Annotated in this window: 14 protein-coding genes and 2 tRNA genes; 1 reads left to right on the top strand and 15 read right to left on the bottom strand. The window is 36.9% G+C overall.

Going from position 1 to position 15794, the window contains the following annotated elements:
* Window positions 1-3: 3 nt before the first annotated feature.
* The 15 genes from clpX to FCI53_RS02295 form a co-directional block, all read right to left on the bottom strand.
* Complete coding sequence (clpX, locus tag FCI53_RS02365) at window positions 4-1281, bottom strand: ATP-dependent protease ATP-binding subunit ClpX (RefSeq protein ID WP_138415467.1); 1278 nt, start codon at window positions 1279-1281, stop codon at window positions 4-6.
* 378 nt (window positions 1282-1659) lie between these two features.
* Entirely contained in the window at window positions 1660-2946 is a 1287-nt protein-coding gene (gene tig / locus FCI53_RS02360; RefSeq protein WP_138415465.1) for a trigger factor, read from the bottom strand.
* A 197-nt stretch (window positions 2947-3143) separates the two neighbouring features.
* The gene (locus tag FCI53_RS02355) at window positions 3144-4139 is read right to left on the bottom strand and encodes a tetratricopeptide repeat protein (RefSeq protein WP_138415463.1); all 996 of its coding nucleotides are present in this window, start codon (window positions 4137-4139) and stop codon (window positions 3144-3146) included.
* 122 nt (window positions 4140-4261) lie between these two features.
* Window positions 4262-4335: transfer RNA gene (locus FCI53_RS02350), tRNA-Arg, on the bottom strand.
* Window positions 4336-4506: 171 nt separating this feature from the next.
* Window positions 4507-4580: transfer RNA gene (locus tag FCI53_RS02345), tRNA-Gly, on the bottom strand.
* 927 nt (window positions 4581-5507) lie between these two features.
* Window positions 5508-6023, bottom strand: coding sequence for a metallophosphoesterase family protein (locus FCI53_RS02340; protein WP_138415462.1), 516 nt, complete (start codon window positions 6021-6023; stop codon window positions 5508-5510).
* Between the two features lie 15 nt (window positions 6024-6038).
* The gene (locus FCI53_RS02335) at window positions 6039-6635 is read right to left on the bottom strand and encodes an XTP/dITP diphosphatase (protein ID WP_138415460.1); all 597 of its coding nucleotides are present in this window, start codon (window positions 6633-6635) and stop codon (window positions 6039-6041) included.
* A 24-nt stretch (window positions 6636-6659) separates the two neighbouring features.
* Entirely contained in the window at window positions 6660-7397 is a 738-nt protein-coding gene (gene rph, locus FCI53_RS02330; protein ID WP_138415922.1) for a ribonuclease PH, read from the bottom strand.
* Between the two features lie 167 nt (window positions 7398-7564).
* On the bottom strand, window positions 7565-8704 hold the full coding sequence (locus tag FCI53_RS02325) for a GerMN domain-containing protein (RefSeq protein ID WP_138415458.1): 1140 nt from the start codon (window positions 8702-8704) through the stop codon (window positions 7565-7567).
* A gap of 452 nt (window positions 8705-9156) precedes the next feature.
* Complete coding sequence (gene racE, locus FCI53_RS02320) at window positions 9157-9957, bottom strand: glutamate racemase (protein WP_138415456.1); 801 nt, start codon at window positions 9955-9957, stop codon at window positions 9157-9159.
* Window positions 9958-10237: 280 nt separating this feature from the next.
* A complete protein-coding gene (locus FCI53_RS02315; RefSeq protein WP_138415454.1) occupies window positions 10238-10462 on the bottom strand; it encodes a helix-turn-helix domain-containing protein in 225 nt (74 codons plus the stop codon).
* Window positions 10463-11123: 661 nt separating this feature from the next.
* The gene (locus FCI53_RS02310) at window positions 11124-11570 is read right to left on the bottom strand and encodes an acyl-CoA thioesterase (protein ID WP_246049987.1); all 447 of its coding nucleotides are present in this window, start codon (window positions 11568-11570) and stop codon (window positions 11124-11126) included.
* Between the two features lie 189 nt (window positions 11571-11759).
* On the bottom strand, window positions 11760-12521 hold the full coding sequence (gene sdhB / locus FCI53_RS02305) for a succinate dehydrogenase iron-sulfur subunit (protein ID WP_138415450.1): 762 nt from the start codon (window positions 12519-12521) through the stop codon (window positions 11760-11762).
* A 15-nt stretch (window positions 12522-12536) separates the two neighbouring features.
* Window positions 12537-14288, bottom strand: coding sequence for a succinate dehydrogenase flavoprotein subunit (gene sdhA / locus FCI53_RS02300; protein ID WP_138415448.1), 1752 nt, complete (start codon window positions 14286-14288; stop codon window positions 12537-12539).
* Window positions 14289-14328: 40 nt separating this feature from the next.
* Complete coding sequence (locus FCI53_RS02295) at window positions 14329-14949, bottom strand: succinate dehydrogenase cytochrome b558 subunit (RefSeq protein WP_138415446.1); 621 nt, start codon at window positions 14947-14949, stop codon at window positions 14329-14331.
* 312 nt (window positions 14950-15261) lie between these two features.
* Here FCI53_RS02295 and FCI53_RS02290 point away from each other — a divergent pair, with 312 nt between their 5' ends.
* Entirely contained in the window at window positions 15262-15693 is a 432-nt protein-coding gene (locus tag FCI53_RS02290; protein ID WP_138415444.1) for a YslB family protein, read from the top strand.
* Window positions 15694-15794: the final 101 nt, after the last annotated feature.

Genomic DNA, 15794 nt, shown 5'->3' with positions numbered 1-15794 from the left:
TGATTAAGCACTTTCTCTTGGTGACTCACTATTTTCATCTTTTACGGTACCATCTGTTAAGACAAGCTTTGGTCGACTATTTTCACGTGTAACGGTCTCGCTTGTAATAATACATTTGGCAATGTCGTCACGTGAAGGTAATTCAAACATGACATCAAGCATAATACTTTCAATGATCGAACGAAGACCACGGGCACCCGTTTTTCTTTCAATTGCAAGTTTGGCAATTTCACGTAGCCCTTCTTCCTCAAATTCAAGTTCCACATCATCAATTTCAAATAGCTTTTGATATTGTTTTACGAGCGCATTTTTAGGACGCGTTAAAATATCGATCAGTGCTTCTTCATCTAATGGTTCTAATGCACCGATAACTGGTAAACGCCCAATAAATTCTGGAATTAATCCAAAACGTAACATGTCCTCTGGTAATACTTTAGACAACAATTCACCTTTCGTCATGTCTTGATTGGAATCATCGGCACCAAAACCAATCACTTTTTTACCCAAGCGACGTTTGACAATTTGTTCAATTCCGTCAAAGGCACCACCACAAATAAATAAAATATTTGTTGTATCAATTTGGATAAATTCTTGATGTGGATGCTTACGTCCACCCTGTGGAGGAACACTTGCTGTTGTTCCTTCAAGGATTTTAAGTAGTGCTTGTTGCACCCCTTCACCAGACACATCACGAGTAATCGATGGATTCTCAGACTTACGCGCTACTTTATCAATCTCATCGATATATATAATCCCTTTCTCTGCCTTTTCTACATCATAATCAGCAGACTGGATTAGCTTCAATAGAATGTTCTCTACGTCTTCACCAACATAACCAGCTTCTGTAAGTGAAGTAGCATCTGCAATTGCAAATGGGACATTCAAAATTCTCGCTAGTGTTTGCGCTAGTAATGTTTTACCACTACCAGTTGGTCCAATCATAGCAATATTACTTTTTGCGAGTTCTACATCATCGGAAGCTTGAGAAGAATTAATCCGTTTGTAATGGTTATATACAGCAACAGATAAATTTTTCTTCGCTTTATCTTGCCCAATAACATAATCATTTAGGATTTCACAAATTTCTTGGGGTTTAGGAACATCTTTAAACTCAACTTCTTCCTCATTACCCAATTCTTCCTCCACAATTTCCGTACATAGTTCAATACATTCATCACATATATAAACACCTGGGCCGGCAACTAATTTACGAACTTGATCCTGGCTTTTTCCACAAAATGAACATTTAAGTTGTCCCTTTTCTTCGTTAAATTTGTACATTCATTTCACCTCTCGATTTAAGTGATCTATATGATAGTAACAATCATACAACGGTAATCTCTAATCTTCTTTTAGTCATAATATCAGATTAGGAACGGTTTAAAAAGTAATAAACCTTAAGTAGACCCGTAAATAACTCCATGTTGAAAAGTGTGCCCAACAGATGGGAGCAATAAACAATCAGATTTAATTTAAAAAACTTCGTATCCCTCATTATGTAATTAGATTCAAGATTGTCAAATGTTATGTATGTATAGTGTATGCTTACCTACCAATAAAAAATACCTAACTTTTTTTCTTTTATGTAATTAGAGAAACAAGGTACGAAAAAAATCGTACCTTGTTTACTATTTAATTCTATTTATATCTATTTTTCAATTATTTTGTTTTGCTATGTTCTACTAGTAAGTCAATTGCTTTCTTGAATTTAAGGTCTTCTTTAATTGCATCTGTATTGCCACCAAGCATTTGTGTTAATTGATCCACATCTGTTTGGTACATAGAAGCCATTGATTCTAATTCTTTCGTTACATCTTCATCAGAAACTTCGACATTTTCTGCTTGACCAATTGCTTCAAGAACTAGATTTGTTTTCACACGTTTACCAGCATCTTCTTTCATTTGCTCTTTAAGTGCGTCCTCATCTTGTCCTGAGAATTGATAGTACATGTCCATTGTCATACCTTGCATTTGTAGTCTTTGTTCGAACTCTCTTAACATACGATCTAATTCATTGTTAACCATTGCTTCTGGAATGTCAACTTCTGCATTTTCAGATGCTTGTTCGATTAAAGATTCACGTTTTTGAGTATCTGCATCTTGTGCTTTTTGTTCCTCTAGACGCTCTCTAGTCTTTTTCTTTAGCTCATCAAGTGTCTCGACTTCTTCGTCGACATCTTTTGCAAATTCATCGTCAAGTTCTGGCAATTCTTTTGCTTTTACTTCATGAATTTTCACTTTGAATGTAGCATTTTTTCCTGCTAGATTTTCAGCATGGTATTCTTCAGGGAACGTTACTTCCACTTCAGTTTCTTCTCCAGCCGATTTTCCAACTAGTTGTTCTTCAAAACCTGGAATGAAAGAACCAGAACCGATTTCTAGCTGATGGTTATCTGCTTGTCCGCCTTCAAATGCTTCCCCATCAACAAACCCTTCGAAATCAATCGTTACTGTATCGCCATTTTCAACAGTACCTTCTTCTTTCACTACTAATTCAGCTTGGTGTTCTTGTTGATGCTTAAGTTCATGGTCAACATCTTCGTCTGTTACTTCTGTATCGATCTCTTCTACTTCAAGTCCTTTATAGTCACCTAATGTAACTTCAGGTTTAACCTCAACTTGTGCAGTGAAGATTAAAGGTTGGCCTTTTTCAATTTGAGTGATATCTACTTCAGGTTGATCAATAGGTTCAATGCCTGTTTCTTCAACAGCGTTTGTATACTCTTCTGGTAGAATAAGATCAACTGCATCTTGATAAAGTGATTCCACACCAAAACGTTGCTCAAATAATCCACGAGGTACTTTTCCTTTACGGAAACCAGGGATTTGAACTTGTTTTACAACTTTTTTGAATGCTTTGTCCAATGCTTTGTCGAATTTTTCTGCTTCCACTTCAACGGTTAGAAGACCTGTATTGCCTTCTTGTTTTTCCCATTTTGCTGTCATACTATTTTTCCCTCCAAAATCTATAAATTCCAATATTATGTCGTTTTGACGTTCATTCGATGTACAATGTATCTATCTTTTAGGCGGAACGCAAATTTCAACCACCTCATTATAACATAATCCATCATGCTTTCAACAATAACAATAGGATTAAAAACTATCTTTACTAACTCTATTTTTCAAAACAATGGATAATATTAGTCTTCTATTATAGACAAATAATTTGTTTCGCATTCTAAAATATCACGAATATAGTATTCAACTTGATATTTTGGCAATTGATTAATCCAATCCTCTTCAAGTGGTAATTGGAGTAATTGATAACCTAACAACGTTAACGCCGCCGCAACTTCAGGTTGACTTTCTTGGTCTACTATAAAGGGATAACGAACATATATGTAACGATACAATAATTGCTCAATCAATTCAAATAAAGTTGGATTTTCTTGTTCAACATGGTGTAACAGATCCAAAATATTTTGTTTATACGAATTAACGATAGTTCCCAATTCGCTTGGATTGACGGTAACGGTTTGCTCTTGTTTTTGAATGAGGATCGCTTTATCAACCTTTTGTTCTTGTAACCATTCTATTAAACCCGTTTTTACCACAGAATCGATTGAAGTGTCTATTAGCAACGATTCGATATAATTCAAGCTAGTTGGTGTGATTGATACGTGTTTACACCTTTGTATCAATACCCATTGTGTTTTGGCATCCTGTTGCTCTACAGCTTTTTTTAACTCCTTGATATAATGCGCACCGTCTGATGCAATCCTGTCCTCCTGCAATTTCTGACTAATTTCATATAGTTGGTTAAATTGGTTTTTAAGAGGTGTTCCAACAGCTTCAATGTTCACTTGGTCCAGCTGATCGATTAGTTCTTGATAATGTCCCATTTGAAACAGTAATGTAATATACAAATGCAAATATTCCTCATAATGCTTGTCTTGTCGATCCAGTAATATTTTACATAAATCTTCCGCTTCTTCTTGTTTTCCTAATTCCATTAAACATAACAATTTCCCTACCATTACATCATGTGTATGTACATCGTAACTAATCAACTGTTCTAATTGATCAAGCGCTCTCTCGAATTTTTTTTCTTGCATTGCATCCATTGCCTGTTTTTCTAAGCTCGATTTCCACTTCGGAAACATGACGACATTGTCATGTTGATTGTTTTTTTCCACTCCTAATCATTCCTAACTTCCAAGGTTCTATTATCTTCAATTGCCATGATACATTAAAATCACCGTTACGAACATATACAAAAGGATTCAACTTAGGTTACTAAGTTGAATCCTTCAAACAACGTCCCAGGCAGGATTCGAACCTGCGACCTACAGCTTAGAAGGCTGTTGCTCTATCCAGCTGAGCTACTAGGACATAGTGAAATTATTAAATTAGTCTATCGTTCACATTGACATGATATACATCCTGCCCCTGCATCTTCTAGATTATTCATGGAGGATAAATGCTTCGGGACAACTCGACGTTTATTCATCGGTGCTTTGCTCGTAGCTGAGCTACTAGGACATATTCAATTCAAACATAAAATGGAGCGGGTGAAGGGAATCGAACCCTCGACATCAGCTTGGAAGGCTGAGGTTTTACCACTAAACTACACCCGCATAAGAATTTTTTATATTTTTATTCAGTTCACTATCAAACAAGTCTTTCGTTTCATTAACTAAGACAAAATTAATTATATGTGATTGTTAACAATATGTCAACATCCACTTGGATTTAAATGGAATTTTTTTAAAACAGATGGTTGTTAGCTGTATATAAGCTGTATTATACGACATAATAAGCAACTTCCTATAATGGTGAGTGCTAATAGATCGCTGCGGAAATACACTACGCTTTCCTGTGGGGGGGGCTGGTGAGCTCGGGCCAACACGATGTTGGTCACGTAGGCGTTGCCACAGGACGTGGCGATCTTAGCCTTCGCTCCTTACCAATCACTGCGGGGTCTCACCGATGATAAATTAGGGACCACAGGCTAAAAACGTCCTTGTCGGACAACGCCAGCATGACCCTCGTTGGGCCTCGGGAGTCTCCGTGTATTTCCTCCGCTTATTTCAGTGAACTGAAGTTTTATAGAGAATTGCTTAATAAATATCAAATATACCTTTTTATTGTTAAAGGCACGTTCACACAACATTACAGTAAACTCGCTATTTTGAATTTATATCGTATTACATTTATCACTAATCAGAGAACTCATCCTAGCGGAGGCAGAATACGGAGACTCCTCGAAAATACAACCGATTTTCTTCGTGCGACGTATCGCTGCCGAAGCCTTCCTTGTCCTATGGGAACAGCACGAGGTAAAGGGCTTTCTTTACCAAGTTAGCTGAGGCCGTGCCCATGGAAAGCGTAGTATTCTGCCGCAGCGATTGGATATCACTTATTTCAATCAGAATAGTAGAGAGCACAATTACGAAGGTTATGTCGTATAATACGACTTATGTGCAGTAACTACAAATCATTACTTGCAAAAAGAACGATTAAAAAAACAACCTATATACATTAAATACATAGGTTGTTTCCAATTATTCAAGCGTTGTTTCATAGGTTAGATCATCAACGCGTTTCCCGTTCACATCGAAAAATTCCACAACGATGTCATGATCCTTCCAAGTTACAATCGCATAGGTACCTTCTTTTCGTACACGTGGTAAGCGAATACTTCCTGGATTGATAAATAACTTATCACCCACTCGTTCTGCACCGGCTATATGTGTATGACCGAAACAAACCACTTTTGCCCCTAATTCATCTGCACGATAGGAAAGTGGCATCAAACTCGACTTCACTTGAAATAAATGACCATGTGTAGCAAAAAAAGATAAATCATCTACGGTAATTTGTTGTTCATCTGGATACCTTCCATCCAGATCACAATTACCAGCAACTTTTATATACTGGCTTAATTCTTGTGAATCTTCGGATAGCTCAGAATCCCCGCAGTGGATCAGTTTGTCCACTTCATCCATATGTCGATACTTAATCGTCGTTACTTCTTCTGTAAGTCCGTGGCTATCGCTTAACAGCAATACTTTTGGCATACGATTCTCCTCCCTCTACTGTTGTTGATTTATCCATTGTTCCAGTTGAACCATGGCATTTTTACGATGACTTATACTATTTTTCTCTTCTGTTGTCATTTCTGCAAGCGTTCGATCAACATTGATCGGATAAAAAATCGGATCATAACCAAATCCATTTTCACCTTTTGGTTCATCTGCGATCGTTCCTTCACAAGTCCCTTCTTTAAATACAGTTGACTCATTCGGTCTAGCTAATGCTAATACACAAACAAATCGGGCAGTCCGATCTTCTTGCGGAATGTCTTCTAATTCTTGTAATACCTTTTGATAATTTGCTTGATCATTTTTATCTTCCCCTGCATAACGAGCAGAATAAACCCCAGGTCGTCCATCTAAATAATCCACTACAAGACCAGAATCATCTGCCAACACAGGAAGATTAAACTGGTTTGCAATCGTTTCTGCCTTAATCGCTGCATTTTCCGAAAAAGTTGTCCCAGTCTCCTCAATATCTGCGATCGGTTGATCAAAATCTAATAAGGACATTGTTTCGATTCCATATTTTGACAACAACTGATTAAAATCTGTCATTTTTCCTTTGTTTTTCGTAGCTATAATTAATTTTTTCACTTCAATGTCTCCGTTCTATCGATACTATTTAAAAGAATCTGCCCATTTTCCAATCGCTTCTTTCTGCAACTTTACAATTTCCTTTAACCCATGATTAGCAAGATCCAACATTTTAAGTAATTGCTGATGAGAAAATGTTGCTTCTTCTCCCGTCCCTTGAATTTCGACGAACTCACCAGCACCAGTCATCACAATATTCATATCGACATGCGCTTGTGCATCCTCTTCATATTGTAAGTCTAAAATTTCCGTTCCATCTGGCAAAACCCCAACAGAAGTTGCACATAAAAAATCTGTAATCGGCATTTCTTTTAATACTTTTTTATCGATTAATGTTCCAAATGCAAGCACTACCGCAACGAAAGCACCTGTAATAGATGCGGTACGTGTTCCACCATCTGCTTGGATAACATCACAATCAACCCAAATAGTTCTTTCTCCGATTTTATCCAAGTCAACAACGGATCTAAGTGCTCGACCAATTAATCGTTGAATTTCCATTGTACGTCCAGACACTTTACCTTTGGAAGATTCGCGAATATTCCGCTGCTCTGTCGCTCTTGGTAACATGGCATATTCAGCAGTAATCCAACCCTTGCCTTGCCCTCGCATGAATGGTGGCACTCGGTCTTCAATACTCGCATTACAAATCACCTTCGTACCCCCAACAGTTATAAGCACTGAACCTTCAGGATGTTTCGTGTAGTCTGTTTCTATATGTATTAGTCTTAACTCATCAATTTTACGGTCATTTGGTCTCATCATTCTTTTTCCTCCCACTTGAACTTCTCAGATAATCGTAACATATTTTTACCAATTTGATTAAGTTCATGCAACAATTAGCGCTTAAATACGTTAAAACTTTGCTAATTTTTTACTCCTAACACGTAAAAAGAGCTGGTATAGGCACCAGCTCTTTTTCGCTTTCATTATAAGCTTTTAGTTGGAACAAAGGTAGATCGTGTTACAGGTTCACTATATGGCTCACCAGATTCATTAACAACTTGTTCAACACCGTCAACATTGACTTCAATCGCATCAACTCCTGATTGTTCCGTCAATGTTAACACAAGCGTTTCCATCACTTCATCAGAAACGGACCCTTCCTCAACATTATTTAAAATATTTTCATTGAACGTAAGTGATAATACTCCATCTTCATATGTTGGTTCTTCCATCAATGTAACGTCACTGTTAAAGACATTCAACAAGTCAAGGTCGAGTGCAGGGCCATCAACTAATGCTTGTACAATCTTTTGATAGCTATCAGCATCATCTTCCATCTCTATATGTTTTGTGACTGGAACATGATAAAAGTTTTCATCTTGTTGGGAAGGATAGTAAAGCGTTACCGCTTTACTATCCATTAAATCAACAGGCTCGTCATTAACAATGTTAATACCATTTGCTCGAGAATACCCGTTAGAAATTGGTGTGCCGTTAACAGGCATTTCTGTTTGTTCATATCCATTGATCCACAATTTGACACGCTCGACATTATCAAATTGCGTTAATGTGTAAGTCATTGCTTCTATAATTTTTTGTTCATCTTCAGGACGATATTCTGCAAACTCCTTAGAAACATCAACGATTAATGTTCCTTCTTCTTCCATGTCTGCCCCTAAAACTTCTGTTCCAGACGGTAGTACTGCCTCAAACCCATTTGGTAAATACTCTGTAACAGGACCACCTTTAATTAAGTACTCTACTGATTGTTGGGCGACCGAATCTGTCTTTGGTAAATCGAGAGTTTGTGGCGCTACCATTCCGTTTTCATCAAGTAAGTATAATTGTCTTTGTACAGTGTCTGTCGCTTGTTCCTCATCAGACTCTTCGGACTCTTCATTTCCTTCGGTTGTTTCAGACTCTTCGGATTGGTCTTCACCGGTTAAGTCATCTTCTGTAATCTCTTCTGTTGCGTTATCTAGCTCATCAACTAAACTTGCTTCTTCTGGTGGCGCATCCATCTCTTCTAATGTTTGTTCCCCTTGAAAAATGCCACAGCCAGATAATAATATTAAGGTCAGGCTTACTGCACCAGTATTCTTTAATAGCGTACGTTTCCTCATGCTTTTCCCTCCTACGATGGTTTGTACTACTATGTATACGAGCCCAAACAAAAATTAGACCTAGCTATAAGAAATTTCTCAAAAGAATTTTATAGACTGAATTTTTTCACCAGAATTCTGTAGTGTCGTCATTACTATAGACTCCGACACAACGGCGTGAATTAAACGGAATGATGAATCGTATCAATAGGTGAAAACGGCCCTGATTCCGTTATTCCAAAGAAAAAGAGAAAAAAGTAAATGCAATCGGTTCGTGAATCCGCTATTGGGAGCAAAAGATGGGAAAATAGCCAGAAAAATAGCAAATAGCGGAATAAGAAACCGTCTAGACTCTAAATATGGAGGTATTTTGCTAAATAAAGGAATGAGGATCCGCCTCGAACCCTTAAGTCCTAAAATAATAACAAACGAGCAGAAACAGATTCTACTCGTTTGTTATTATATCTATTCATCTATTTATTTAGAACAGCATTTTCAACTACTATTGGTTGTTCTAACCAATTGGAAGCTATCCGCTTAAACACATCTAATCGGCCCGTTGTGTAAAATTGATGATCGGGAGTTCGGTCACCATTAAATAGTTTTTCTTTATAACCAAGAATGGCACTTACTTCTCGTGCCGTTTCTTCACCTGACGAAATAATAGATACATGATCACCAATAACCTCTTGAATCCTGTCTCGAATCAAAGGGTAATGGGTACATCCAAGTATTAATGTATCTATATGATTTTTCATTTTCAAAGGCATCAAAGATTCAGCAACAACACGATTGGCCTCTGGTCCGGATAGAATACCTTCCTCGACCATTGGCACAAACCGGGGACATGCTAGATCATTCACTTGAATAGTAGAATGTATCGTTTTTAATGCTTTGGGATATGCTTTACTTTCAATCGTTCCTTCCGTCCCAATCACACCAATTCTTTGGTTTTGCGAAACTTTTATCGCTGCTCTCGCCCCTGGTTCAATCACTCCAATGACAGGGATATCCAATTGCGAGTGCAATTGATCTAACGCAAAAGCTGTTGCAGTGTTACACGCTACAACTAACATTTTTATATCTTTAGCTAGTAAAAAATTAACCATTTCCCATGTATAAGTCACAACTTCTTCTTTTGATCTAGGGCCATATGGACATCGAAATGTATCTCCAATGTATATAAGTTGCTCTTTTGGAAGTTGACGCATTAGCTCACTGGCTACCGTTAATCCACCAACTCCCGAATCAATAACCCCAATCGGCTGGTCCACTTAAATCCCCTCTTTTTCTTGATGTTTATTCATTCTTTATATATAACTCTTTTCGTATTATAGCATTTTTATTTCAATATTGTTGTATCAAAATCCCTTTTCCTAACAGTTAATTCTAGTCATGAAGGGGGCTAATAAGAATATTAAATTTAGGTTACATTATATTTCATGGCATCTTCTACACTCACTGTATTTAATTTTCACTATATTTGAAAAAGGTTATTCCAAAATTTATATTCCCTACTTAAAAACCGACTTTCAAAAAGAAAGTCGGTTTTTATTAAAGCTTAAGCTCCCCCATGCGAAGAAGCTCTACTACAGCCTGTGAACGCCCCTTTACACCTAATTTTTGCATAGCATTAGAAATATGGTTTCGAACAGTCTTTTGTGAAATGAATAATTCCTGGGCTATCTCTTTTGTTGTTTTATCTTGTACTAAAAGTTCAAATACCTCTTTTTCACGTTTTGTTAACAGTTGCTTCGGCTTATAGTCATGATCCTTCAAGTCTTAACCCCTCCTTGCTGTCATCAGAGCCGCATTTTGAAGGGTATTTATTTAGTCACTGTATTGTATGACACTTTTTCTTCATCTGTGCTTAAAGAATGCATGACAACAACATTTTAAGCTTATGTCCTAAAGTTTTTAGAAACTGTATTTAAAGCTGGTCTCTACTATCATTTCTTGTTCTTATTAGTTTAATAGTTATGATTCGTACGTATTCGACTGTGCTTTGTCACATAAGCTATATTATCTGCAGTAACATTTGTAATAGTTTTTTAATTGTTGTTTTGTCATGATAACGTGTATTTAGGGATTTTTCTTAAATATCCACGATTTTTTTCTCTAGATCCTGCGTATTTACGGCTTTTTCTTACATCATCCTGCGCTTTTTCTCTAGATCCTGCGTATTTACGGCTTTTTCTTACATCATCCAGTGTTTTTCCTCTAGATCCTGCGAATTTACGGCTTTTCTTACATCATCCTGCGCTTTTTCTCTAAATCCTGCGTATTTACGGCTTTTTCACGCATTATCACAGCTTTTCCCTTTGATCCCGTCGTGTATTTTGGAAAATCACTGTACTTCAGTAGTTAAATTAGTAAATGTTTGTTGCACATAATTCAGCTTATGCGACGTTATTTTTAATTAACAAGCCTTCTACTATAGTTATACGTTATGCAATTGTTTCAACATGGTGTCTGTAAAGGGAACGGGTTTTCCTGAAGTCGAATCAACTTGAACCATTCTCCCTCTACCAGTGACACAAATTTCTTCCTTGTTAGTAATTCCTAAATAATGTAAATCAAACGATGTTTTGCCTATTTCATTCACTTTTACATATAAGTTTAACTGATCATTAAAAAATAGTGGCTTGTGATAATCGCATTGCAAATCGGCTACTACCGGAACCACACCCTTGTCTTTAGTTGCACTAGTAAATAGGCCTAAATGCTGTAAAAATTCAATACGTGCTTGTTCAAAATAAACGAACATGACCGTATTGTTTACATGGCCAAACATATCTGTCTCCGAAAACCTCGGATTAATGCACGAATAAAACGTAAACCCTTGTAACCATCTATCTTGGTTTATAACATAGTTAACTTTTTTCAATGCAAAACACCTCATCTAGACATATTTAAAATTGAGTATATTCCTAAATTATTTCGAATTACCACTAATCATTCCAATCTTCTAAATGCTCCTCTCACCCAAAATTTATGTCAGAGTTATTGTAATAATATCAATAGAAAAAAAGCCTTCACCGATTGGGTAAAGGCTTTTATCTATATGCTACTAGTATTAGTGTGCATAATCACTTCCGAAGAAGTTTTTAAACGATTGAATATTCGTATCTCTGTTTAATGCTGCAATGGAAGTTGTTAGCGGGATACCTTTCGGACAAACTTGAACACAGTTTTGTGAATTTCCACATCCTGAAAGCCCACCATCTTCCATCAAGGCATCTAAACGTTCTCCTTTGTTCATTTCACCAGTTGGATGCGCATTAAATAAACGAACTTGAGAAAGTGGAGCTGGTCCAATGAATTCAGAGTTACTATTTACATTCGGACAAGCCTCAAGACAAACCCCACAAGTCATACATTTTGATAATTCATAAGCCCACTGACGTTTCTTCTCAGGCATACGTGGTCCTGGACCAAGGTCATGTGTTCCATCAATCGGAATCCACGCTTTCACTTTTTTCAATGAATCAAACATACGACTACGATCAACAACTAAGTCTCTCATTACCGGGAAGGTTGCCATTGGTTCTAAACGAATTGGTTGTTCCAATTGATCTACCAATGTTGAACACGCTTGTTGCGGTGTTCCATTTATTACCATAGAACAAGCACCACATACCTCTTCCAAACAATTTGATTCCCAGTTCACCGGACTTGTTTTTTCCCCTTTTGCATTGACCGGATTCTGCTGTGTTTCCATTAAAGCAGAAATGATATTCATATTCTCTCTATACGGAATTTCAAATGTTTCCTCATATGGTTTTGACTCTGGATTATCTTGACGGGTTATGATCAAAGTAATCGTTTTTTCAGCCATAACGTGTCATCCCCCCTACTTTTTCTTCGTATAGTCACGTTTTCTTGGCTTGATGTGAGAAATATCAACATCTTCGTAATCAAATACTGGATCTTGTTTCTCTGGATCAAAATGAGCCTTGGTTGTTTTTAACCATTCCTCATCATTACGATCTGGGAATGCTGGTTTATAATGCGCACCGCGACTCTCATTACGATTATATGCTCCCTGTGTAATAACACGGGCAAGGTGTAGCATGTTTTTTAGCTGTCTTGTAAACATTACCCCTTGGTTACTCCAACGTGACGTGTCATTAATGTTAATGTTTTCCCATCTTTCTAGTAGTTCTTGTATTTTTTCATCTGTTTTTAATAGTTTAGCATTTTCACGAACAACCGTAACATTATCCGTCATCCATTGTCCTAGTTCTTTATGAATTTGATAAGCATTTTCTTCTCCATCCATTGCCATTAACTGTTCAAAATAATCTTGCTCTTCTTTCAATTTGTTATCAAATAAACTTGATGATATATCCTCTGTTGTTTTCTCTAGTCCTTGTATATATTTAATTGCATTTGGACCAGCTACCATACCACCATAAATAGAAGACAATAATGAATTTGCTCCTAGTCGGTTCGCACCATGTTGTGTATAATCACATTCACCAGCTGCGAAAACTCCTGGAATGTTGGTCATTTGTTCATAATCAACCCAAAGCCCACCCATGGAATAGTGAACAGCAGGGAAAATTTTCATTGGTACTTTTCTAGGATCTTCCCCCACGAATTTTTCATAGATTTCAATAATTCCACCTAATTTAACATCCAATTCTTTAGGATCTTTGTGAGAAAGATCTAGGTACACCATATTTTCCCCATTAATACCTAGCTTTTGATTGACACACACATCAAATATTTCTCTCGTCGCAATATCACGAGGAACTAAGTTACCATATGCTGGGTATTTCTCCTCTAAGAAATACCATGGTTCCCCATCTTTATATGTCCAAACTCGTCCACCTTCACCGCGAGCAGATTCACTCATTAGACGAAGTTTATCGTCACCTGGGATTGCCGTTGGGTGAATTTGGATGAATTCACCATTTGCATATATTCCACCTTGCTGATAAAGCGCTGCTGCCGCAGATCCGGTATTGATCACAGAGTTTGTTGACTTACCAAATATAATACCTGGTCCACCTGATGCTAGAATAACTGCATCCGCTTTAAACGCTTTAATTTCGTGGGACTGGATACTTTGTGCAATGACACCTCGACCAGTTCCTTCATCATCGATAATGGCAGAGATAAATTCCCAACCTTCATATTTTGTAACTAAGCCTTCCACTTCAAAACGTCGTACTTGTTCATCTAATGCATATAGCAGTTGCTGACCTGTAGTCGCACCAGCATATGCAGTTCGATGGTGTTGGGTTCCACCAAAACGTCTAAAGTCTAACAAACCTTCTGGTGTACGGTTAAACATAACCCCCATGCGATCTAACATATGAATAATTCCTGGTGCCGCTTCACACATCGCTTTAACAGGTGGTTGATTTGCCAAGAAATCGCCACCATAAACAGTATCATCAAAGTGCACCAATGGAGAATCTCCTTCACCTTTTGTATTAACGGCTCCGTTGATTCCACCTTGTGCACATACTGAGTGAGAACGTTTAACAGGTACTATAGAAAGTAAATCGACATGGACACCAGCTTCTGCAGCCTTAATGGTTGCCATTAAACCTGCTAAACCGCCTCCAACTATAACAATTTTATGATTACTCATCGTTTAAGCTCACTCCTCTAGTATAAAAACTATCAAACTATTAAACTCCATATGCAAATTTGATTAATGATCTAATCCCTATATAAGTAATCGCTAGAAAAACAATTAGTGTACCATAGGTTGCTATTTTTTGAGAACGAGGTGAAACTGTAATCCCCCATGATACCAAGAAACTCCATAAACCATTAGCAAAGTGGAATGTCGTAGAAACAACCCCTACAATGTAGAACCAGAAAAAGAATGGTTGGCTTAAGATATTTTCCATTAAGCTATAGTCTAGCTCTGCATTTCCCATTCCAATGGCAACTCTTGTTTCCCAAACATGCCAAACAATGAACACCAATGTAATGATTCCTGTTAATCTTTGTAAATAGAACATCCAATTGCGAAAAAATCCATATCTTTGTACATTATTTTTCGCAACAAAAGCAATATAAACCCCTAAAATAGCATGAAACAAAATTGGGATGAAGATAATGAAAATTTCTAACATAAGCCGGAATGGTAAATCATGCATAAATCCAGCTGCATTGTTAAAACTTTCCTCTCCATAGACAGCAAAATGGTTCACAACCAAATGCTGTACTAAAAATATACCAATTGGTATAACCCCTAACAGTGAATGTAACCTACGATAAAAAAACTCCCTATTTTCCGTCATATGTACCCCCCTCAACTAGTTCGATTCAATCTACTTTCTATACATTTCCTAATAATAAAACGCTTTAATTTTTATTTTTCAATAGAATGCAAATTATTAGAAAAATGTATAATTTTAAATTCATATCTATTGTACTTCGATCGACTTTAACCGTCAAGAAAAGCACTTTCTCGTGATTAAACATCTAAAAGGATACAAGATAACCTTGCACACAAGTAGATTACAAGTAATAATAAATAGTGTCCTTCGAACGAAGTACAATTAGAAATGAGTGAGCTTTACTATTTATAATAGTAGAAAGGATTGTTAAATATGCCAAAAGATAATGTCTCCGTTCAAAAAATGGTGACCGATATTGTAAGTACTGGATCTGGTTATGATCTTCTTAGATATTATTGCTTACCCGATTTACTCGGCAAAGACACGAAACGAGTGATTTATGTAATGGGGAAAAATATAGCAAGAGAAACAAGCCAAATGAGTGTTGATGACATCATTCAATTCTTTAATGATGTTGGTTGGGGATATTTGACACTGAAAAAGGAGAAAAGAAAGGAATTGATATTTGAACTAACTGGTGAAACCATAACGAATCGAATAGACCAGGAGTTTGATGTGGACTATCGATTAGAGGCAGGTTTTCTTGCCCAAGCCGTCGAACAGGTTAAGGAAAAATATTGCGAATGTATTGAAGAGGTAAACACTAAAAAGAAATTTGTTCAATTCACTGTCTATTTTTCTTAAAAACCTGTAAAGTGAAACTTCAACAAAGTGGATCTCAGCGCCAATTACATACAGGATAAATCAAATGGTCTAGCGTATCAAAATAAAAATAAAGGAAATAA

This window comes from Aquibacillus sediminis, assembly GCF_005870085.1.
GTDB lineage: Bacteria > Bacillota > Bacilli > Bacillales > Amphibacillaceae > Aquibacillus_E > Aquibacillus_E sediminis.
Note: the sequence above shows the minus strand (reverse complement) of the source record. Positions and strands in the feature narration are given on the sequence as shown.

Bases quoted from the DNA above. Each gene is read 5' to 3' on its own strand.
- FCI53_RS02325 (WP_138415458.1), bottom strand. From the start codon at position 8,704: ATGAGGAAACGTACGCTATTAAAGAATACTGGTGCAGTAAGCCTGACC.
- tig (WP_138415465.1), bottom strand. From the start codon at position 2,946: ATGACAGCAAAATGGGAAAAACAAGAAGGCAATACAGGTCTTCTAACC.
- FCI53_RS02340 (WP_138415462.1), bottom strand. From the start codon at position 6,023: ATGCCAAAAGTATTGCTGTTAAGCGATAGCCACGGACTTACAGAAGAA.
- sdhA (WP_138415448.1), bottom strand. From the start codon at position 14,288: ATGAGTAATCATAAAATTGTTATAGTTGGAGGCGGTTTAGCAGGTTTA.
- clpX (WP_138415467.1), bottom strand. From the start codon at position 1,281: ATGTACAAATTTAACGAAGAAAAGGGACAACTTAAATGTTCATTTTGT.
- sdhB (WP_138415450.1), bottom strand. From the start codon at position 12,521: ATGGCTGAAAAAACGATTACTTTGATCATAACCCGTCAAGATAATCCA.
- FCI53_RS02290 (WP_138415444.1), top strand. From the start codon at position 15,262: ATGCCAAAAGATAATGTCTCCGTTCAAAAAATGGTGACCGATATTGTA.
- FCI53_RS02295 (WP_138415446.1), bottom strand. From the start codon at position 14,949: ATGACGGAAAATAGGGAGTTTTTTTATCGTAGGTTACATTCACTGTTA.
- rph (WP_138415922.1), bottom strand. From the start codon at position 7,397: ATGAGACCAAATGACCGTAAAATTGATGAGTTAAGACTAATACATATA.